Consider the following 18,183-nt stretch of genomic DNA (forward strand, 5'->3'; position numbering starts at 1 on the left):
TCTATTGGTTTTCTTGAAGATTAGGTTCCGATCCTGTTGGTCGGGGGGACGAATCCCTCCAGGCGCGCTAAATAAACGTTATTTATAACGTTCTGATTCCATACGGAATTTGCTACACCATCCAACTCAGCTACAGGCGCATAACTGGCTTGATGTTCACGAGAAAGTGTAGCTGGTCACAGTGCCGCTATAGCTCAGTTGGTAGAGCAACTGACTTGTAATCAGTAGGTCCCGAGTTCGACTCTTGGTGGCGGCACCATTTCTTCTTAAGCTTCCCCGAATTTTCTTGATTGTCCATCACCGGAGAAACTCTGTTTCAGCTTTATATATACTGAGTTGGCCTGAGTGAATATGCGTGCCTGAATGCGTAAGTCCGATACAGCATCTGGTATTGTAGAGCTATGAACACCGTGTTTAGACATCAGCAGAGTTAGATTGCGCTGTTCATAGTGCCTCATTAATACTCATAAACAGAATTAAGGTAACGAAATGACTGAGGTGATCAACAAACAGGTGTTTAGGCTGTTTGTTACATTGGGAGTATTAATTCATACCCTAACGGGCTGTCAGTCTCTTCAAGATGTTTCAGCTCCTTCTGTTGTGACTACAGTAGTCGAATCCGGTGCGCTACACCTCATTGGCCCTTTTAAAACTGCTAACGATCAAGTCACCATAAGAGCGATCTTTATTGAGAAAGACGACGATGGCCTAATCAAAGCTGGCGAAAGTATTAATCTAGGTAACTTTGCGTTTGTATGGTTGAATGATGAGATAGTCTTCTCGGTTGGTGATGAGGATGAGACTCGGCTTTTGAGTACTGATAAAGTGATTCCGATGTATGACTACTTGGCTTACAGAGGTTACTGTTTAAGAAAATCTAATGGATCCTTCAGTATTATTCTGGGGGGAAATTACTCAGGTACAGTCAATGCTTCACGCCCAGCTGACCTGTACTTCATCTACTTTGATCATGCTACAAACCAAGTTAGCTTCAAGACAGTAACTGAAGACTTTCTTCATACGAAAGGTTGTGTTGATACCATCGATGACTTCATCAGCTTTAGAGAGGAGGCGTTAGAATCTGAAAAACAATTGCTGTTATCCCTACAGCCTCAGTCTCATAGCGAAGATCAGTTGGAAGGCAGGGATTTTGAAGAAAAATCGGTAGCGCTACTACCTCAGGACCCACGACCTGCTATTCAGAAACACTTTCAGATGTACCGTAGATATTATCAGTCTGAGCAATGTCAGGATGAGGAGTATAAAGAGCTTAATTCTAATGCCTGTCTACAGAGTAACAGTCAGTTTTCATTGGTAGCCAAGCATTCAACATATGAGATTCATCGTCTCGAGTTCATCCTTGATTGCTCAAGCAAAGGGTTGGACCTACTGTATTTAACTGAAGAGAATAGCTGGTATAACCTGTACAGTATTCCTACAGGTTGCTCTAAACACTTTCTTTTCTATCCGGTGTATCAGGAGCTGGGATCTGAAGAGGTTTCTATGGAGTTATGCACATACTGCATGCACTGGGGAACATGGGAAGGTTTTGTGCTGGACTTCTCAAAGATGCTCATAAGGAAAGCTGATGAGTAACCTGTCATGTTACTACTGCGTAAAAATAATGGGGTCAGAGTGATTGGTTTGGCTGCTGTAAGCAGCCGTACTCTCTTTGGCGTTAATATCCACTCTGACATGAAAGCAGACGTCCAGCTCTTGCTTTTTCTAGCAAGGAAACGAAGTTTCCGTCTAACCACCAGCTAGCCGTGCAGCGGCGGTCTAGCCACTCCCCTTAGCGAAGCGCGTTCTAACAACTTCACTATTGCCCGGAATCGGATATCCATAATTTAACCTAAGCAAGTACTCATATTGGTACTACACAATCTTCCAGAAAGCTCCGACATGTCGCACTATTGGAATGTAGCTTAGCGAGCTAATCGGAGTTCCCCATGAAGATCCGCAGTAAGGTTTTGATCAGTTTCATCTCCCTGGTTATCTTGATAGCTCTGGCCATCGAGTTGTTAATGCATAGCTTTATTCAGCCACAGTTTGCCGAGCTGGAAAAAACACAGCTACAAAGAGATATACGTTCAGTTGAAAATCTTATTGCGCAGGAAGCTCGCCGTATTGAAACTACGGCCCATGATTGGGGTGTTTGGGACCAGACTTATACCTTTATTGAAGATCAGAATCAGGACTATTTTAATTCCAACCTATATCCTGAACTAAACGATGACCTCGAACTAGATTTTGCTTTCATCCTTAATAGCCAAGGTCAGGTTATATGGAAGCTGGAACGTTTTAGCTTACAGCCTTCTGTATTCCTTCCTGCAAATTTCTGGCCGATCAATCATCCGCTTTTTAATCAACCAGAAGTTACTGCCACTGGGCTAGCCGTGACCTCGAATGGACCGCTGATATTTGCCGTATCAAAAGTTACTCAAGGAAAAGAGAACGATCCCAGCAATGGAATACTGGTATTTGGTCGCTATCTGAATGAAGAGCTTATTCATACATTCCGTGAACATACTCTGCAACCTATTAGTATCAATACTGTTAAATCCTCGGAAGTCGGTCTTAAAGTAAGCTTTCCGAGTAATATGGAAGCGGTCAGTCAGGTGCTTTTACCTCTATTCAATAGTTCGGAGCAGAAGCTGCAAGTCACCCTGAAGATACCTCGAGAGCTGAACCAACAGGCATTGGATACTATACATGCAGTAACCCTACTAACATTTTTCTCGGGCCTAATTCTGACCCTGATGGTTTATCTGTTTCTGAGTCGCCATATCCTTATCCCTATAGGGCGCCTGAATAAGCAGGCTGAAGCTTTTGGACAGGATAGTCAAAGTGTACAGTTTAGCGATAGCAAGCGTACCGATGAGATCGGTGCCCTGTTCAAAACCTTCAGATTAATGGCAAACAAAATTCTTTCATATCAACGTAAACTGGTGCAGGAGAAAGATGTTTTCCAGCAAGCTAGCATGACTGATCAACTTACCGGACTTAATAACCGCCGATATCTGGATACTGTTCTTTATGAGAGCGTGAATAATCAGGAGGGGGTGATCTGGCAGTTGATGATGCTTGATTTGGACCACTTCAAACAAGTGAATGATCACTACGGTCACGATGTTGGCGATAAAGTTTTACAGCAGTTTTCCAAGATTCTTCAAGGTTGCGCTCGCCATGGTGATCATATTATTCGCTACGGTGGTGAAGAATTTCTTATCGCTACAAGAGATCAGGGCTACGATACAGCAGAAATATTAGCAGAAAGGTTACTGCAGGAGATGGCAGAAACCCCTTTAGGGAATAGTGATAACTCTTTCCATAAAACTTGCTCTATAGGCTTTTTCTGCTTCCGTGCTCCTATGCTGATTAGCCTCGATGATCTGGAACGTTATATCAGTTTTGCTGACACTGCACTGTATGCAGCCAAAAATAGTGGCCGTAACCGCTGGATCGGAATTCAGGCAAAAAACGGGAAAATTCCTATTGATCATCGTAGTCTTATCAAGCTGATTAAAGAACAAAACGTAGATATTGTCAGTTCTGAGTCCCTTAGCCAGACCCGTATAGACTGGGCTTAATAATCTGAGTGAAAGTGATGAAAAAGGGACAGATTTATTTTTTATCGCTTTAGTAGCTTAAGAAATAAACCGGTCTCCTCTCTTTCGAGCAAGTAAAACGAAGTTTTACGTCGAGCAACGAACAACGAGCTACTCGCCGTATTCTTCTGCGATATGCTTATCCTTCAATTTCACATAATTCCCCGCGGTATAAGTAAAGAACTCCATCTCTTTCTCGGTCAGTGCCCGCACCTCTTTTACCGGGCGGCCGACGTAGAGGTGGCCGCTTTTCAGGGTTTTGCCCGGCGGTACCAGGCTGCCTGCGCCGATGATGACGTCGTCTTCTACCACCGCGCCGTCCATTACCATTGCGCCCATGCCGACCAGTATTCGATTGCCGATGGTGCAGCCGTGTAGCATCGCCTGGTGGCCGATGGTGACGTCGTCGCCAATAATCAGCGGGTAGCCATCCGGGTTAAAGGGGCCTGCGTGGGTGATATGCAGTACCGAACCATCCTGTACACTGGTGCGGTTACCGATACGGATGCGGTGCATATCACCCCGGATGACGGTGAGTGGCCAGACAGAAACATCATCCCCGAGTTCTACATCACCTATTACCACTGCGCTTGGGTCGACAAAGGCCGCCTTGCCTAGTTTCGGTGTGGTGTTTTGATAGCTGCGGATGGTCATATGTTTACTCTCACTCTGCTGTTCCGGTGGGGTTTCTATAATAAACCCTGCTGTACGATTGAAAACAGTTAATCACTACCCCATTTAGTAGATATTGTTATTTAAATTCTGCCCTGTTCAGGAGAGCCCATGTCCAATCCATTGCTGCAAAGCCATCTGCTGCCCCCGTTTTCTGAGATTAAGCCTGAACATGTCGAGCCCGCTGTTGATCAGCTGCTGGCTGAAAGCCGTGCGGTGGTTGAACAGGTGCTGGATGGCAATGACTCTCCTGACTGGAACAACCTGGTTGTACCTCTGGAACAGAGCCAGGACCGCCTGGCGAAAGCCTGGTCGCCGGTGTCTCACATTAACTCGGTGGTCAACAGCGATGAACTGCGAGATGCGTATAACGCCTGCCTGCCTAAACTATCCCAGTTCTGGACGGAGATGGGGCAAAATCAGGGATTGTTTGAGGCCTATGAAGCGCTGGCAAATGGTGAAGCGTATCAGGGGCTGGATGAGGCGCAGCGTAAGGTTATCGATAATACCCTGCGGGATTTCCGCTTATCTGGTATCGCTTTAGGTGAATCCGATAAGCAGCGTTATGGTGAGCTACAGCAGAAGTTGTCAGAGCTGACGACTAAGTTCTCCGAGAACGTCATGGATGCGACCGATGGCTGGAGCAAACTGATTACCGATGAAGCTGAGCTGGACGGTCTTCCTGCGAGTGCTTTGGCGGGGGCGAAACAGTTAGCAGAAGGTAAGGGTGAAGAAGGTTGGCTGATTACGCTGGATTTCCCCTCCTACTTTGCTGTGATTACCTATGCAGACAATCGAGCGTTGCGCCGTGAGCTGTATGAAGCGTTTGCTACTCGGGCGTCTGATCAGGGGCCGGGGGAAGGCAAGTGGGATAACAGCGCGGTGATGATCGAGATTCTGACCCTGCGGGCTGAGCTGGCTAAACTGCTTGGCTTTGATAACTATGCCGAATACAGCCTGGCGACCAAGATGGCTGAAACTGCCGATCAGGTGGTGAGTTTTCTCTCCGATCTGGGCGAAAAGAGTCGTCCACAGGCGCAAAAAGAGTATCAGGAGTTACAGGCCTTCGCCTTAGAAGAGTTTAGTGAGCCTGAACTGCAATCATGGGATCTCGCTTATTACAGCGAAAAGCTGAAGCAGGTTCGTTATGCAATCTCTCAGGAGGAGCTGCGCCCCTACTTTCCGATGTCGAAAGTGCTGGAGGGTATGTTTAAGGTTACCGGTAAGTTGTTTGGTATCCAGATTGAAGAGGTTACTGAGTTTGACCGCTGGCATGACGATGCCCGCTTATTCAATGTTAGCCGTGAAGGCGAGTTGATCGCCCGTTTCTTCCTCGACCCGTTTGCCCGGGCGAAAAAGCGCGGCGGGGCCTGGATGGATGATTGCCGGGTTCGACGCATGGATAACGGCGTATTGCAGCTGCCAGTGGCCTATCTGGTATGCAACTTTAACCCGCCGGTTGGGGATGACCCTGCCCTGCTTACCCATAATGAAGTGACCACCCTGTTCCACGAATTTGGTCATGGTTTGCACCATATGTTGACCCGCATCGCTTATGCCGATGTGAGCGGAATTAATGGGGTTGCCTGGGATGCGGTAGAACTGCCAAGCCAGTTCCTGGAAAACTGGTGTTATGAGCCCGAAGCCTTGGAGATGATCTCGGGTCATTTCCAGAGCGGTGAGACCCTACCCTTAGAGATGTTAGAAAAGATGCTGGCGGCGAAAAACTTTCAGTCGGGCATGATGATGGTGCGCCAATTAGAACTGTCTCTGTTTGATTTTGAGCTACACCGTGAATATCAGGCCGATGTAACCGATGTACAGCAAGTGCTGGAGCGGATTCGCAGCCAGGTAGCGGTTATTACCCCGCCAGCGTTTAATCGCTTTCAGCACAGCTTTAGTCATATTTTTGCCGGTGGTTATGCGGCCGGTTATTACAGCTATAAGTGGGCAGAAGTATTATCCGCTGATGCTTTCTCTCGGTTTGAAGAGGAAGGCGTGTTCAATATCGCCACGGGTAACTCATTCCGGGAAAATATTCTTGAGATGGGGGGCTCTAAAGAGCCGATGGAATTGTTTGTTGCATTCCGGGGCCGTGAGCCCAGTGTTGAGCCGCTGCTGCGTCACTCAGGCATTACGGGATAAACCGGTAGAGTGGTTTTTCTGAGGTATAATTCAGATACTAAGTCAGGGGAGTCGTCCCCTGCACCCCATTATTTTGATCAGATAGCTGAGAACAGTTGAGAAGCCTATGACGATTGTTAAACGTTTTATTGCCGGTGCTGTCTGCCCTCGTTGTGCACAGATGGATTCCCTGAAAATGTACCGGGACGAGAGCCGTGAGTATAAAGAGTGTGTCCGTTGTGACTATACCGACTCGATGGCGCTGGATGGATCAGACCAACCAAAGGGTGAGTTGGATACCCGCGTAAACCGTGGCGGCAAGGTGGAGCTTGAGCCCGCTCAGCCACTGAATTTTGTGACTAATCCCACGACTAAGCATTAAAGTTTACTATCTGAAAAACGCTTTCTGGAGATTGCTATGTGCCACCGTTGTGCCTGGGCGACCGCGACAGAGCTTGAGCAGCAATACCACGATCAGGTTTGGGGTGTGCCCCAGACAAATGATCAGCAGCTGTTTGAGTACTTGATATTAGAGAGTGCTCAGGCGGGATTGAGCTGGCGTACTATCCTGCAAAAACGTGAGGGTTACACTCGCCAGTATGAAGGTTTTGACCCGGCCAGGGTTGCTGAGTTTTCACAGGATAAAGCGGAACAGATGCTGCTTGATCCCGGCATTGTCCGCAACCGGCTCAAGGTTGAGTCCTCCATCAAGGGCGCGAGTGTGTTTCTCGAGCTGGCAGCCAAACATGGCAGTTTTGCCAACTATATCTGGCAGTTCGTCGAAGGTAAGCCTATTCAGAACAGTTGGAAAAGCCTCAGCGAAGTCCCCGCGGAAACCCCGCAGTCTCAGGCGATGAGCAAAGCGTTGAAGAAAGCGGGCATGAAATTTGTCGGCCCGACGATCTGCTACGCTTACATGCAGGCCACCGGGATGGTGAATGATCACGAAGTGAACTGTATTCGTTATCAGCCCTGTCTTGAGCTGGGAGACGGCTTCAAGCTTTAATGCTTTGACTATTCAGGTTTGCGATAGCCTACCCGGTAGCTGACTCGGTAAATAACCCCTGCTCTATCATCTGATATCAGCAGGCTGCCATCACGATCGGTCACGATATCCACCGGCCTGCCCCAGGCACTTTCCCCCTGTAACCAACCCTCAAGAAAGACTTTATATGTTACCGGCGTGGTGGACGTGTCGACCTGTAGAACCCGATAGCCGACTTTGCTTGAACGGTTCCATGAGCCGTGTTCTGCGATAAACAGGCTGTTCTGGTTAGCGTCTGGAAATTGATCGCCGGTGTAGAAGCTCAACCCTAGTGGGGCGACGTGTGCCCCCAGCTTCAGTACCGGGGGTTGGAACTTTGTAAAAGGCTGGCCCTGATACAGTGTCGGGTCAGGAATGTTGCCCGCATGCACATAGGGGTAGCCAAAGTGCTGGCCCGACTCGCTGAGCCGATTGAGTTCATCATCGGGTTGATCATCTCCCAGATGGTCCCGGCCATTATCGGTAAACCAGAGTTCGTTGCTGCTGGGATGCCAGGCAAAGCCGACCGAGTTACGCACCCCCTGAGCGACGATAGTCTGCTGAGTCGTTTGTAGATTGAGTTTCAGTATTGAGGCAAAGCGATGGTCTTGGCTGAGACAGCTATTACAGGGTGCCCCGAGGTTAAAATAAAGGTCGCCGTCAGGGCCGAATTTTAGATATTTCCAGCCGTGGTGCTTTATATCAGGCAGATTATCTGTGATCAGCTCTGCTGAAACGGGTAACTGGGTAAGGGTGCCGGCATCGGCTACCCGTAAAATCTGATTAACGGCGGCGACGTAGAGATCACCATCACGATAAGCGATGCCGCTGGGCATGTTGAGCCGCTTCAGCAGAATCTCCTGCTGTTCATAGATACCGTCACCGTCCCGATCTCTGAGGCGGTAGACCTTGCCTTCCTTACGGCTACCAACAAAGAGGGTTCCTGGCTCCCCCAGCGCTATCTGGCGAGCGTTCTTTGCCTTAGCGACCACTGAGACCTTATATCCCTCAGCGAGCTTGAGCTGCTCCAGAGGTAGCGCATAGAGGGGGAGCGATAGCAGCAGGCTGAACATTGTAGCGAGCGTTGTACTGATAGTTGTGCTGGGCTGCGAACTAGTGTGACCCATAGCATTACTCCAGTGGTTGTTTAAATTCCTTAAGGAAAACATAGCCGCCCGTTACTCCGCGCGCCACAAACAAGCTCAAGAAGGCCAACCACAGGCCATTATTCCCGAGGGGCAGTGACAGATACCAAACCGGTGCGTAAACCGCGAACACCGATATCAACATCGTATTCTGCATCGCTTTGACCTGTGTCGTGCCGACAAAGATACCATCCGTCAGGAAGCTCCATACCGCAATCAACGGGAGAAATATAATCCAGGGCAGGTACTCAGCGGCGGCCAGTCTGACGGCGGTGATATTGGTCAGCAACGAGATAATAAACTCACCACCGAGCCAGAAAAGCAGGGTAAATAGCAAAGCTGTTATGAGTGACCAGCTTAGTGTGGCGGAGATGATCCGGTGAAAGCCTTTATTGTCTTTGGCACCATAAAATTTGCCACTCAGTGCTTCGGCTGCATGGGCAAAGCCATCCAAGCCGTTGGATATGATCAGAAAGAAATTCAGTAGAACGGCATTGGCCGAGAGAATGGTGGTGCCCTGCTGCGCACCTTGTGAGGTGAAAAATGCCAGGGTCAGTAAAAGCACCAGAGTGCGTACGAAAAGGTAACGGTTAACATTGATCAGGTGATAGTAACCACTCACTGACTTTAGTTGTTCCCAGGGCGTTGTGCCGGCTTGTTTTGCCAGCATGCGGAGCATTAGAACTGTCCCTAGTATCAGGCTGGCATACTCTGAAATTACAGTTGCCAGAGCGACGCCTTCCGCTTGCATCCCCAGACCATAGACTGCGATCAGGTCCAACAGCATGTTCAACAGATTAGTGACGAGTAGCAGCAGTAGTGGAATACGGGTGTTCTGATTGCCGAGAAACCAACCTAATAGCGCATAGTTGGCGAGCACCGCAGGGGCACCAAAGACTCGGATGTTTGAATAGAGGCGGGCTTCGGTGGTTACAGCAGACTCAGCGCCAACAAGCGTCAGTGCCGTTTCGATTAATGGGTACTGGAAGATCACAATAATCAGGCCGATGCCACCTGCCAGAACCAGTGACTGGGCCAGCAGTAATCGGCTCTGATTATAATCGTTGTTACCCAGCGCCTGGGCTGTCAGCCCGGTGGTGCCCATGCGCAGGAAGCCAAATGACCAGTAGAGAATCGAGAATATCATCGCCCCGACGGCAACTGCGCCCAGATACTTAGGGTCCGGTAGGTGGCCGATTACCGCGGTATCTACCAAGCCAAGCAGAGGGACAGTGATATTGGAGAGAATCATCGGCCAGGCGAGTGACCAGACCTGCCGATGATCTTGCTTTCGGGCGAGCTTAAGATACTGGATCATGCGGAGCGACGTATCGGTAGTGAGTAAAGTAGCAGGAATTGCGCCAGCGCTGCGACCACCACTGAAGGCCCGGCAGGCGTATCAAAATTCCAGGAGGCATAGAGCCCCAGTAATACCGCCACTACACCAAGAAGACTGGCAATGACCGCCATCTGTTCAGGGGAATTGGCTAGTCGACGCGCACTGGCGGCGGGAATAATCAGCAGAGAGGTGATCAGCAGTATACCCACCACCTTCATCGCAATCGCAATCACTACACCGATCAACAGCATCAGCGCCAGACGTATGCGGGTGACCGGTACGCCTTCTACCTGCGCCAGCTCCTCGTTAATAGTTACCGCCAGTAGTGGATTCCAGAGTCGCCAGATCAACAGCATGACGATACCACCGCCGCCATAGATCCACAGGAGGTCATCTGGGGTAATGGCCAGCAGATCACCGAACAGGTATTCCATCAGGTCGACCCTGACATCATCTAACAAGGCGACGGCGACCAGGCCCAGCGATAGGCTGCTGTGGGCCATGATGCCTAAGAGCGTGTCAGTGGCGACTATTTTCTGTCGCTGCAGGCTAACCAGAATCAGCGCTAAAATAACACAGCAACTGACAACCGCCAGATTGAAGTTGATATCGAAGAGCACGCCTACCGCGATCCCCAGCAAAGCTGAGTGCGCCAGGGTATCCCCGAAGTACGCCATGCGACGCCATACGACAAACGAGCCCAAAGGCCCGGCCACTAACGCGACACCAACGCCGCCTAGCAGGGCAAACAGGAGGAAATCAGCCATCAGTGGTGGCCTCCGCAGTGGCTATGATCATGTTCCTGTTCGTCATCTAACGGCACTATATCGCCATGCTCGTTATGCTGGTGGTTATGATGGTGACTATAGAGCGCCAGATTTTCAGCGCCAGGCACACCAAAAAGCTCAATGTAGGAAGGGTCGGTACTGACCTGTTCCGGGTGACCTGAGCAACAGATATGGCGGTTCAGACAGATCACCTGATCGGTGGCGGCCATGACCAGATGCAGGTCGTGGGAGATCATCAGTACCGAGCAGTTGTAGCGGTCGCGGATACTGGCGATAAGGTTATACAGCTCGATCTGGCCGTTAATATCAACGCCCTGAGCGGGTTCATCCAGTACCAGCAACTCCGGCTTTCGAAGCAGTGCCCGTGCCAGCAGGACGCGCTGCATCTCTCCCCCGGAGAGGCTGTGAACGGATTGCTTGAGCAAAGCTTCAGCCCGGACCGACTGTAAGGCCTGAAGGCGATCTTCGGCACTGGCAAAGGCGGCGGTTTTAAGAAATCGTTCGACGGTCAGCGGAAAAGTGGCATCGATCTGTAGCTTCTGAGGCATATAACCGATCCGCAACGTTGGTGAGCGCTTAATTACCCCGTTAGTCGGTGATAACAGCCCTAAAACCGCTTTGACCAAGGTGGTTTTTCCCGCGCCATTGGGGCCGATCAGGGTGGTGATTTCTCCCTGTTTCAGCGCCATGGAAACATTGTCGATAACTCTGCTTGCGCCAAAATGGATATTCAAATTGGTGATTTCCACCAGGTTTGCCGGGCTCATACAGCCTCCTGACAATTGGGGCAGCGTCCCAGAATTTCGATGTTTTCCTGCTCAACAGAAAAGCCAGCGTCGGCGGCAACGCTTTGAATACTGGCTTGCAGCTCGGGTGATTCAAGCTCAGCCGTCGTACCGCAGCTCTGACAGATCAGGAAGTAACCGTGGTGGAAATGATCCGGGTGACTGCAGCCGATAAAGGCGTTAAGTGAGGCCAGGCGGTGAACCAGTCCCTGCTCCTGTAGGAAGTCCAGGGCTCGATAGACGGTAGGTGGCGCCGAGTTAAAGCCTGCCTCTGCAATAGCTGGAAGCAGATCGTAGGCCCCCAGCGGTTTATGGCTTTGCCAAATTAGCTTGAGCACTAATTCCCGAATGTTAGTCAGCCGCTGACCGTTAGTTTTGCATAGCTGTTGAGCTTGCTGCAGTGCTGTCTTAATGCAGCGGCTATGGTCGTGGTCTGGCTGGTAAGCGATATTATCGACGATATTGGGGGCCATAATAAAAACCGGTTAATCTAATTAGTTGAACTTTGAATTGTTATATTATAACTTTGCATTTCTTTGAATAACAGTGACTTCTTCCGATGCTATCCAGATTCTTTCAATATTCTGCCATTTTACTGCTGAGTACCTTGGCCAGTGCGGCACAAACCACCCAGGCTGGTCAGGTGAAACTGCTGACCAGCATTAAGCCGATTCAGCTAATCGCTGCCGATATGTTGGGTGAGCTGGCCCGGGTAGAGGTGCTTTTGCCTCCCGGTCGTTCACCGCATCATTACTCATTAAAGCCCTCTTCTATCCGGCGGATACACAATGCCGACCTGTTTATCTGGGGGGGCGAAGACCTTGAGCTGTTTCTAACCAAGACCGTGAGTCAGTTGGAACACCCTGCTCTGGCATTGTTAGAAGACGCCGGTGATCAGGAAGCCGATACTGCTGAACATGGGGATGCACACTCTCATGACGAGAAGCATGATGATGGGAAGCATGAGCATGAGCATGAGCATGAGCATGAGCACGAACATGAAGGTGATCCGCACTTCTGGATGGCGCCTGAGCGGGCGCTGGCAGCGGCTGATAAAATCAAAGATCGGTTGGTCCTGTTATATCCCAGTGATGCGAAGCTTTATGAGCGGGCGTATGTTGATTTTGAACAGCGCTTGGCGCATACCGACCAGCAGCTAAAGCAACAACTACAACCCGTTGCTGACGTAGGCTTTTTTGTTTTTCATGATGCGTTCAGTGGCTTCGTTGAACACTATCAGTTACGCCAGCTGGGTTACTTTACGGTAGATCCGGGTCGCAAGCCGGGTGCGCGACGATTGACCGAGATCCGAGCGGCGCTGGAGAGTGAGCAAGCTCGCTGTATTTTTGTTGAGCCTCAATTCAAAGCACCGGTTGTGGATAGCCTTATTCGTGGTTTGAATATTCGGGTCGGCCGTCTTGATCCCCTGGCTTCGGAAACAAAAGCGGTGAGTGGGGGTTACTCTGATTACTTACAAGCACTGGCTGGTAGCTTAAGTCACTGTCTGTCAGGGGAAATAAAAGAAAAAAAGTAGTTGTTTCGCTTCACAAATGAAAAGGGCGTCTTTATAATGCGCTCCTCTTTCGGAGCAGATGTGGTGGAATTGGTAGACACGCTAGCTTCAGGTGCTAGTGCTCGCAAGGGCGTGGGAGTTCGAGTCTCCCCATCTGCACCAACCGTCAACGGCGGCTGAGCGACGAAAGAGCAGGCTATTTTCATAGCAGGGGGGCGCCCCTAAACGTAACAAGTTGATATGCAGATGTGGTGGAATTGGTAGACACGCTAGCTTCAGGTGCTAGTGCTCGTAAGGGCGTGGGAGTTCGAGTCTCCCCATCTGCACCAACTTTTTTTCTTTAGAAACCTCTCTATTTATAATCTTTTCTTCAGTTCCCTCTTCATCTATATTTCAGTTTTTCCGACTATACTCTCTCATATTGTTTTTCGCTGACGGCGGTAAATAGCCTGCGTTGTTTTTTTACCGTTTGGAGAAAGTTATGGTGGCCACTCTGCGTTCATTTGGCGAACCACTTGTTCTGTTCTGTATCGGCCTGTTTGTCTGCTCATCCGTTGTATCAGCTCGTACTTTAAATGGCTTTGATCTCACCGGCAGTCTGATATACGAAGGTCATATTGTCCCTGGCGGGCCGGGGAAAAATGGGATTCCAGCTATTGATCAGCCGGTGTTTGACCGGGCGGACGATGTTAGCTGGCTTGAGCCTGAGCAGCGGGTTATCGGCGTTAATCATAACGGCATAGCCAAAGCTTACCCGCTGGCGATTCTTAACTGGCATGAGATCGTCAATGATCGTTTTGCTACCGATCCGGTCGTTGTGACCTATTGCCCCTTGTGTGGCAGCGGTGTTGTCTATCAGGCGTTGCAGGATGGGCAGGAGCTAACCTTCGGCGTGTCGGGGTTGCTCTATAACAGCGATGTGCTGCTGTACGATCGTCAGACCGACTCACTCTGGTCGCAGCTTCACCATAGTGCTATTACCGGTCCGATGAAGGGAAAGGTCTTAGCGCAGTTGCCGTCTGTTCATACCCGTTGGGGAGCTTGGTTAAAAGATCACCCTGATACGCTGGTGTTGTCTCGAAATACCGGCGCATCCCGTGATTACACTAGGGATCCTTATAGCGGTTATGAGGATTCTAAGCTTTTGTATTTTTCAGTGGAGTTTATGAGTCAGGCTTTTCACCCTAAAGAGCGGGTTATCGGGGTGGAGCTCAATGGTCGGACTAAGGCATACCCTTTTTCTGAACTGGCTAAAGGGGCGTTGAAAGGGGTGCTGGGTGATCGGTTAGGCGAGGCGGTTCTGCGAATTGAGTATAACGCAGAGCTTCAAACCGCTCGGGTGTTTCGGGGAGAGATGGAAGAGTTACCCGTAGTGAATCTGTTTTGGTTTGCCTGGTATGGGTTTCACCCCAAGACCGAGGTTTATCGGTTAAAAGAATAAAAAAAGGCCACTAAAAAGTGGCCCAAAGGAGTCTCGTTAAGACCTATGCGGTCCCGAATGAACGAGTGCTGTTAAAACTTTTTTGCTGGCGCTTTGACTTCAGCGTTTTCAGCCAGGTTGCCAGAGCGGTTAGTCGCTCAGCAAAATATTCGTTGCGAGCTTCACGACCCTGCTGCACATAGTAGGCAGTGTCAACCAGGCCGTACTCGTCAAGTTTAATGTCAGATTCGTTGTTCATATTACCACCAATATAATTCATTAAATCGCCATCTTAGTGGCTCGATCTGCGTACGCTGAATACTGATAAATATGCTGAAACGTTTAGATGATGTCAGTATATATAGTGCTTTCGGCTAGATCGTTATCAAGTTGAGATTCATAATAAGGGTGTTCTGTTTAAACAACAAACGACAGTTTTTCAGCCTTAATGTGAATTAAATTCACCCTTTTTTGTTGTCTAATGCTGTGGCGCTCTAGTGCTAGTGTCGGTACAGGACTCCTTAGTTTCAGTTCACCGGGTTACTTAACAATAATTATCCTGCTTTATAGGGTAGATAGGCTGATTCGCTTGCCTTCGCAGTGCGCGTATTTAGGGGTGGAAAAATCGGATTAAGCATCAAAATCCGGTTTTGATGCTAGCCTATACCCCCAATGAATCTTTGGATCCAGAGCCGAAGGTGATATATATCAAGCCATGGTTGTGCAGAGTAGGTACTCTGTTACCCAGTGATTAACAGAGGTGAAAGAGATGATTTCGAAGTTTTCCGATCTGCTGGATATGGTAGCTAAAGAGGATGAGCCCCAGCGCTTACTGATGCTTTTTGCAAAGGCTGAAGGTGGTTCATCAAACCCGAAGAAACAACGTAAAAAGCAGCGCGGCACCATTGAGCCTGTTATGTGTGTAGACAAACTGCCTGAAGAGATCGAGTCTTTTACTAAGCTGGTTGCTGAAGCGGATAAGATTTCTAAAGAGTGGAACTTCATTATTGTTGCCGGTCTTGCTGGTGAGAATGGCAAGCCACCAACGACTGAAGATGCAGATCCATACTTGAATAAGATGGCTAACGGTCTGGCTATGGGTGAAGATCTGTCTCGTTATCTGATTTTTGACCGCAATGAAGACCCGATCGTTATGGAAGAGTGATTAACCGAGATATTAAAAAAGCCCCATTGGGGCTTTTTTTGTTTCTGCAGAATAAAAAAGGACCACTTTCGTGGCCCAAAAACGTCTCGTTTTGACCTAAACGGTCCCGAATGTACGAGTGCTTTTAAAACTTTGTTTGGCAAACATCGTTGCTTTCCGGTTCTTAAACCAGGCAGAGATTGATGCGCCAAGTTCAGCCAAGGCTTCTGCACGAAGAGCGTGAGCCTGATCAATGTAGTAGTTGGTATCGATGTTATCGTGCTGATCTAATTTAATCTTCAGGTCGTAATTTTGCATTTTCACACCAAGAAATATTTAACTAATATCGTAATTGCTACGGCGGGTAATCTACGACTCAATCCGTTAACTTAATATTGGATTGTCTCCAATCCCCGTTAAAACGGAGAGTTTAAGCTAGATCGCCTCTGATTTGAGGGCTATACTAAGGTCGCAATATTTATAAAACAAACGACAGTTTTTCAGGCTAACTGTGAGTTATTTTCACTTATGAGGTGCTTATCAGACGCTTGCCCCCTTTAAATGCCCTGCGCAGTTTTGAGTCCGCAGCCCGGCTGGGTAGCTTTAACCAGGCAGCAGAAGAGCTGTTTGTCACCCCTTCGGCTATTAGTCATCAGATTAAGTCTCTTGAGGCGTTTCTGGGATTAAAGTTGTTTCAGCGCGAGAAACGGCAGGTTCAGATCACCGTTGCCGGTGAAAAGTATCTGGTGGCTGTCTCCCACGCACTGGATGAGCTGGATGCGGCGACCCGGCGTTTGATCTCTGCACCGAACACCAGTTCGCTGACCTTTGAAGCACCTCCGGCGTTTCTAAGCCGCTGGCTGATGCCGAAAATCAAAGATTTTCAGGCGCTATACCCGGATATCGAACTACGTCTGAGTACGGGCTCAGTTAATAAGATCGATTTTGATCACAGTGATCTGGATATGGCTGTGTATTTTGGCGATCAGCCGGACGATGATGATGTAGAGGTTCACCTGGTTCATCGATCAGTGGTCGTTCCGGTCTGCAGTCCGCGAAAAATGGAAGAAGATCAAATTGAATCACTCTCTGATCTGCTTAAGCAGCCGTTGATTCATGTGACTAGCCGTCGTAATGAGTGGCAGCGGTTACTGCATAAGTCAGGGGTCAGCATGACCGGAGGAGAGAAAGGCTTATCCTTCTCCAGTACTCAGCTGGCGCTGGGTGCTGCTCTGGAAGGTTTGGGTATCGCGTTATCCGATAAAGCCCTGATTAGTCGTGAATTACAGTATGGTCAGTTGGTCGTCCCAGTGGAGGCTGAGTTACTGACGGGTAAAGCGTTTTACCTGGTTTATCCTAAAAATCGCCAGATTACCTACGGTATGCGGGTGTTCCGTGAGTGGTTGTTGGGGGTTATGGGGCTGACAGAGCAGGAAGACTAGGCTCTACTGCCCGGCCTTTAGCGGCGCGGGCAGTGACCATTCAGTAATAAGCCCCGATAGCACAGGTGCTTATAGGATATACAGGGTAGCGATGGCTTAGAAACGGGTGGATAAAACCAGATTCAGGGTGTCATTGTTATCGCCGGCATAATCTTCTTCTCTAACCAATTCGACAATGAGTTCAGCATTTTCATAAAGCTCTCTAGAGGCGCCTAGCGTTGCTCGGGAGTGGGCAAATAGATTTTCACCGGTATCGGTTAGCCGTTCGCCACCCTCTGTTTTACTGTAGCCCAGGGAGATGTTACCCGGGGCACCCATCAGCTCAGTGGCGTAGTCAGTACTGACGTGCCAGGCAGACAACTCTGGAGAGCCCGCTAACTCATCAAATTTCGCTGTTTTCAGATATTCCGCAGAGAGTGACAGATCGTTTATCACATAGCTTAGATTGATACGTGAGGCACTGACTTTGTCATCACCGGTCAGGCTGTCAGCCTGATACGGATCAGTATTGCGGATATTGTTGAGGTAACCGACGCCAATCGCAAAGCCGTTATCAAAGGTCAACTCAGCATTGAGTCCCAGATTATCTACTTTGCTTTCATCGCTCTGACCTTTAAACAGATAACCTCCGGCACTGAAAAAACCCTGACTAAAGCCTAGAAACAGCAGGTCATCGGTGTTATCAGTGAGATCGTCGGTCAGTGGATCTGACCAGGCGTTGCCGTTGATTACCGCAAAGGGTATCGCTGTGCGACCGGCCACCAGTGCCCATGGGCTCTCTGCCGAGCTGATCGTTACAATAGCTTCATCGACAAACAGATCCTGATCTTCTCCCTCATCTTCATATTTAAGGGTAGTTGATAGCGCCATATACTGATTGACGATAGCGTCGATGGTTAGCTCAACAGAATCAACATCCAGGTCATTTTCGTTATTGCCGTCAGCTTGTTCAGAAGCGGTTGCGAGAAACTCAGCACTGCCACTGATGCTTACCCTGCTGCGGTTGTTTTTGATACTGATCTGTTCTGTCATGGTGTTGCTCAGCTGGGACTCGAGCTGGCTAATGCGTAGTTTCAGCATGCTGAGTTCAGACTGCAGATCACTCGCCTGTACCGTTGGTGTCGCGGCGACCGCTGCAGTGATTAGGGATGCCAGTAGGGTGTTTTTCATTGTGTTTCC

At 49.2% G+C, this 18,183-nt stretch carries 18 protein-coding genes and 3 tRNA genes; 12 read left to right on the plus strand and 9 right to left on the minus strand.

Annotation, left to right across the window (positions count from 1 at the left end; translation table 11 throughout):
• Window positions 1-183 precede the first annotated feature (183 nt).
• The 3 genes from QZZ54_RS00475 to QZZ54_RS00485 all read left to right on the plus strand — a co-directional run bounded on the left by QZZ54_RS00475 (window position 184) and on the right by QZZ54_RS00485 (window position 3,590).
• Window positions 184-259 (plus strand) — tRNA-Thr (locus QZZ54_RS00475).
• 230 nt (window positions 260-489) lie between these two features.
• On the plus strand, window positions 490-1,596 hold the full coding sequence (locus tag QZZ54_RS00480; protein ID WP_290697062.1) for a hypothetical protein: 1,107 nt from the start codon (window positions 490-492) through the stop codon (window positions 1,594-1,596).
• 353 nt (window positions 1,597-1,949) lie between these two features.
• Window positions 1,950-3,590 (plus strand): diguanylate cyclase, encoded by a 1,641-nt coding sequence (locus tag QZZ54_RS00485; protein WP_290697063.1) that lies wholly within the window; start codon window positions 1,950-1,952, stop codon window positions 3,588-3,590.
• Window positions 3,591-3,719: 129 nt separating this feature from the next.
• Here the strand turns inward: QZZ54_RS00485 and QZZ54_RS00490 are convergent, their stop codons facing one another.
• Complete coding sequence (locus QZZ54_RS00490) at window positions 3,720-4,262, minus strand: gamma carbonic anhydrase family protein (RefSeq protein WP_290697065.1); 543 nt, start codon at window positions 4,260-4,262, stop codon at window positions 3,720-3,722.
• 129 nt (window positions 4,263-4,391) lie between these two features.
• Here QZZ54_RS00490 and prlC point away from each other — a divergent pair, with 129 nt between their 5' ends.
• The 3 genes from prlC to QZZ54_RS00505 all read left to right on the plus strand — a co-directional run bounded on the left by prlC (window position 4,392) and on the right by QZZ54_RS00505 (window position 7,410).
• Window positions 4,392-6,425, plus strand: coding sequence for an oligopeptidase A (prlC, locus tag QZZ54_RS00495; protein WP_290697067.1), 2,034 nt, complete (start codon window positions 4,392-4,394; stop codon window positions 6,423-6,425).
• Window positions 6,426-6,531: 106 nt separating this feature from the next.
• Window positions 6,532-6,786 carry a YheV family putative zinc ribbon protein gene (locus QZZ54_RS00500; RefSeq protein ID WP_290697069.1) on the plus strand — a complete coding sequence of 85 codons (255 nt, stop codon included), beginning with the start codon at window positions 6,532-6,534 and terminating at the stop codon, window positions 6,784-6,786.
• A gap of 36 nt (window positions 6,787-6,822) precedes the next feature.
• On the plus strand, window positions 6,823-7,410 hold the full coding sequence (locus tag QZZ54_RS00505) for a DNA-3-methyladenine glycosylase I (RefSeq protein WP_290697072.1): 588 nt from the start codon (window positions 6,823-6,825) through the stop codon (window positions 7,408-7,410).
• Between the two features lie 8 nt (window positions 7,411-7,418).
• On the opposite strand, the gene QZZ54_RS00510 is transcribed toward QZZ54_RS00505, so the two are convergent.
• The 5 genes from QZZ54_RS00510 to QZZ54_RS00530 are packed head-to-tail and all read right to left on the minus strand — an operon-like array spanning window position 7,419 to window position 11,958.
• Window positions 7,419-8,555: a PQQ-dependent sugar dehydrogenase gene (locus tag QZZ54_RS00510; protein ID WP_290697074.1), complete on the minus strand. Its 1,137-nt coding sequence runs from the start codon at window positions 8,553-8,555 to the stop codon at window positions 7,419-7,421.
• Between the two features lie 4 nt (window positions 8,556-8,559).
• Complete coding sequence (locus QZZ54_RS00515) at window positions 8,560-9,891, minus strand: MATE family efflux transporter (protein ID WP_290697076.1); 1,332 nt, start codon at window positions 9,889-9,891, stop codon at window positions 8,560-8,562.
• A complete protein-coding gene (gene znuB / locus QZZ54_RS00520) occupies window positions 9,888-10,679 on the minus strand; it encodes a zinc ABC transporter permease subunit ZnuB (protein WP_290697078.1) in 792 nt (263 codons plus the stop codon). The genes QZZ54_RS00515 and znuB overlap by 4 nt, the downstream gene beginning before the upstream one ends.
• Window positions 10,679-11,467 (minus strand): zinc ABC transporter ATP-binding protein ZnuC, encoded by a 789-nt coding sequence (gene znuC / locus QZZ54_RS00525; RefSeq protein ID WP_290697081.1) that lies wholly within the window; start codon window positions 11,465-11,467, stop codon window positions 10,679-10,681. The genes znuB and znuC overlap by 1 nt, the downstream gene beginning before the upstream one ends.
• Window positions 11,464-11,958 (minus strand): Fur family transcriptional regulator, encoded by a 495-nt coding sequence (locus tag QZZ54_RS00530; protein ID WP_290697083.1) that lies wholly within the window; start codon window positions 11,956-11,958, stop codon window positions 11,464-11,466. The genes znuC and QZZ54_RS00530 overlap by 4 nt, the downstream gene beginning before the upstream one ends.
• Before the next feature lie 86 nt (window positions 11,959-12,044).
• Between QZZ54_RS00530 and znuA the strand changes: the two genes are divergently transcribed.
• From znuA to QZZ54_RS00550, 4 genes are all read left to right on the plus strand, one after another.
• Window positions 12,045-13,019, plus strand: coding sequence for a zinc ABC transporter substrate-binding protein ZnuA (gene znuA, locus QZZ54_RS00535; protein WP_290697085.1), 975 nt, complete (start codon window positions 12,045-12,047; stop codon window positions 13,017-13,019).
• A 54-nt stretch (window positions 13,020-13,073) separates the two neighbouring features.
• Window positions 13,074-13,160 (plus strand) — tRNA-Leu (locus QZZ54_RS00540).
• An 80-nt stretch (window positions 13,161-13,240) separates the two neighbouring features.
• Window positions 13,241-13,327: transfer RNA gene (locus tag QZZ54_RS00545), tRNA-Leu, on the plus strand.
• Window positions 13,328-13,479: 152 nt separating this feature from the next.
• Complete coding sequence (locus QZZ54_RS00550) at window positions 13,480-14,439, plus strand: DUF3179 domain-containing protein (RefSeq protein ID WP_290697086.1); 960 nt, start codon at window positions 13,480-13,482, stop codon at window positions 14,437-14,439.
• A 43-nt stretch (window positions 14,440-14,482) separates the two neighbouring features.
• Here the strand turns inward: QZZ54_RS00550 and QZZ54_RS00555 are convergent, their stop codons facing one another.
• Complete coding sequence (locus QZZ54_RS00555) at window positions 14,483-14,698, minus strand: RSP_7527 family protein (RefSeq protein ID WP_290697088.1); 216 nt, start codon at window positions 14,696-14,698, stop codon at window positions 14,483-14,485.
• A gap of 489 nt (window positions 14,699-15,187) precedes the next feature.
• Between QZZ54_RS00555 and QZZ54_RS00560 the strand changes: the two genes are divergently transcribed.
• Window positions 15,188-15,583: a ribonucleotide reductase subunit alpha gene (locus QZZ54_RS00560; RefSeq protein ID WP_290697090.1), complete on the plus strand. Its 396-nt coding sequence runs from the start codon at window positions 15,188-15,190 to the stop codon at window positions 15,581-15,583.
• Between the two features lie 96 nt (window positions 15,584-15,679).
• Here the strand turns inward: QZZ54_RS00560 and QZZ54_RS00565 are convergent, their stop codons facing one another.
• Window positions 15,680-15,880: an RSP_7527 family protein gene (locus tag QZZ54_RS00565; protein ID WP_290697093.1), complete on the minus strand. Its 201-nt coding sequence runs from the start codon at window positions 15,878-15,880 to the stop codon at window positions 15,680-15,682.
• Between the two features lie 230 nt (window positions 15,881-16,110).
• Between QZZ54_RS00565 and gcvA the strand changes: the two genes are divergently transcribed.
• Window positions 16,111-17,004, plus strand: a complete 894-nt coding sequence (gcvA, locus tag QZZ54_RS00570) for a transcriptional regulator GcvA (RefSeq protein WP_290697096.1) — start codon at window positions 16,111-16,113, stop codon at window positions 17,002-17,004.
• Between the two features lie 96 nt (window positions 17,005-17,100).
• Here the strand turns inward: gcvA and QZZ54_RS00575 are convergent, their stop codons facing one another.
• Window positions 17,101-18,174: an LbtU family siderophore porin gene (locus QZZ54_RS00575; protein ID WP_290697099.1), complete on the minus strand. Its 1,074-nt coding sequence runs from the start codon at window positions 18,172-18,174 to the stop codon at window positions 17,101-17,103.
• Window positions 18,175-18,183: the final 9 nt, after the last annotated feature.

The organism is Amphritea sp. (assembly GCF_016744155.1).
Taxonomy (GTDB): Bacteria; Pseudomonadota; Gammaproteobacteria; order Pseudomonadales; family Balneatricaceae; genus Amphritea.

Excerpts from the sequence above, each read along its gene's own strand:
- QZZ54_RS00480 (WP_290697062.1), top strand. The coding sequence starts at position 490 with ATGACTGAGGTGATCAACAAACAGGTGTTTAGGCTGTTTGTTACATTG.
- QZZ54_RS00485 (WP_290697063.1), top strand. The coding sequence starts at position 1,950 with ATGAAGATCCGCAGTAAGGTTTTGATCAGTTTCATCTCCCTGGTTATC.
- QZZ54_RS00490 (WP_290697065.1), bottom strand. The coding sequence starts at position 4,262 with ATGACCATCCGCAGCTATCAAAACACCACACCGAAACTAGGCAAGGCG.
- prlC (WP_290697067.1), top strand. The coding sequence starts at position 4,392 with ATGTCCAATCCATTGCTGCAAAGCCATCTGCTGCCCCCGTTTTCTGAG.
- QZZ54_RS00500 (WP_290697069.1), top strand. The coding sequence starts at position 6,532 with ATGACGATTGTTAAACGTTTTATTGCCGGTGCTGTCTGCCCTCGTTGT.
- QZZ54_RS00505 (WP_290697072.1), top strand. The coding sequence starts at position 6,823 with ATGTGCCACCGTTGTGCCTGGGCGACCGCGACAGAGCTTGAGCAGCAA.
- QZZ54_RS00510 (WP_290697074.1), bottom strand. The coding sequence starts at position 8,555 with ATGGGTCACACTAGTTCGCAGCCCAGCACAACTATCAGTACAACGCTC.
- QZZ54_RS00515 (WP_290697076.1), bottom strand. The coding sequence starts at position 9,891 with ATGATCCAGTATCTTAAGCTCGCCCGAAAGCAAGATCATCGGCAGGTC.
- znuB (WP_290697078.1), bottom strand. The coding sequence starts at position 10,679 with ATGGCTGATTTCCTCCTGTTTGCCCTGCTAGGCGGCGTTGGTGTCGCG.
- znuC (WP_290697081.1), bottom strand. The coding sequence starts at position 11,467 with ATGAGCCCGGCAAACCTGGTGGAAATCACCAATTTGAATATCCATTTT.
- QZZ54_RS00530 (WP_290697083.1), bottom strand. The coding sequence starts at position 11,958 with ATGGCCCCCAATATCGTCGATAATATCGCTTACCAGCCAGACCACGAC.
- znuA (WP_290697085.1), top strand. The coding sequence starts at position 12,045 with ATGCTATCCAGATTCTTTCAATATTCTGCCATTTTACTGCTGAGTACC.
- QZZ54_RS00550 (WP_290697086.1), top strand. The coding sequence starts at position 13,480 with ATGGTGGCCACTCTGCGTTCATTTGGCGAACCACTTGTTCTGTTCTGT.
- QZZ54_RS00555 (WP_290697088.1), bottom strand. The coding sequence starts at position 14,698 with ATGAATTATATTGGTGGTAATATGAACAACGAATCTGACATTAAACTT.
- QZZ54_RS00560 (WP_290697090.1), top strand. The coding sequence starts at position 15,188 with ATGATTTCGAAGTTTTCCGATCTGCTGGATATGGTAGCTAAAGAGGAT.
- QZZ54_RS00565 (WP_290697093.1), bottom strand. The coding sequence starts at position 15,880 with ATGCAAAATTACGACCTGAAGATTAAATTAGATCAGCACGATAACATC.
- QZZ54_RS00575 (WP_290697099.1), bottom strand. The coding sequence starts at position 18,174 with ATGAAAAACACCCTACTGGCATCCCTAATCACTGCAGCGGTCGCCGCG.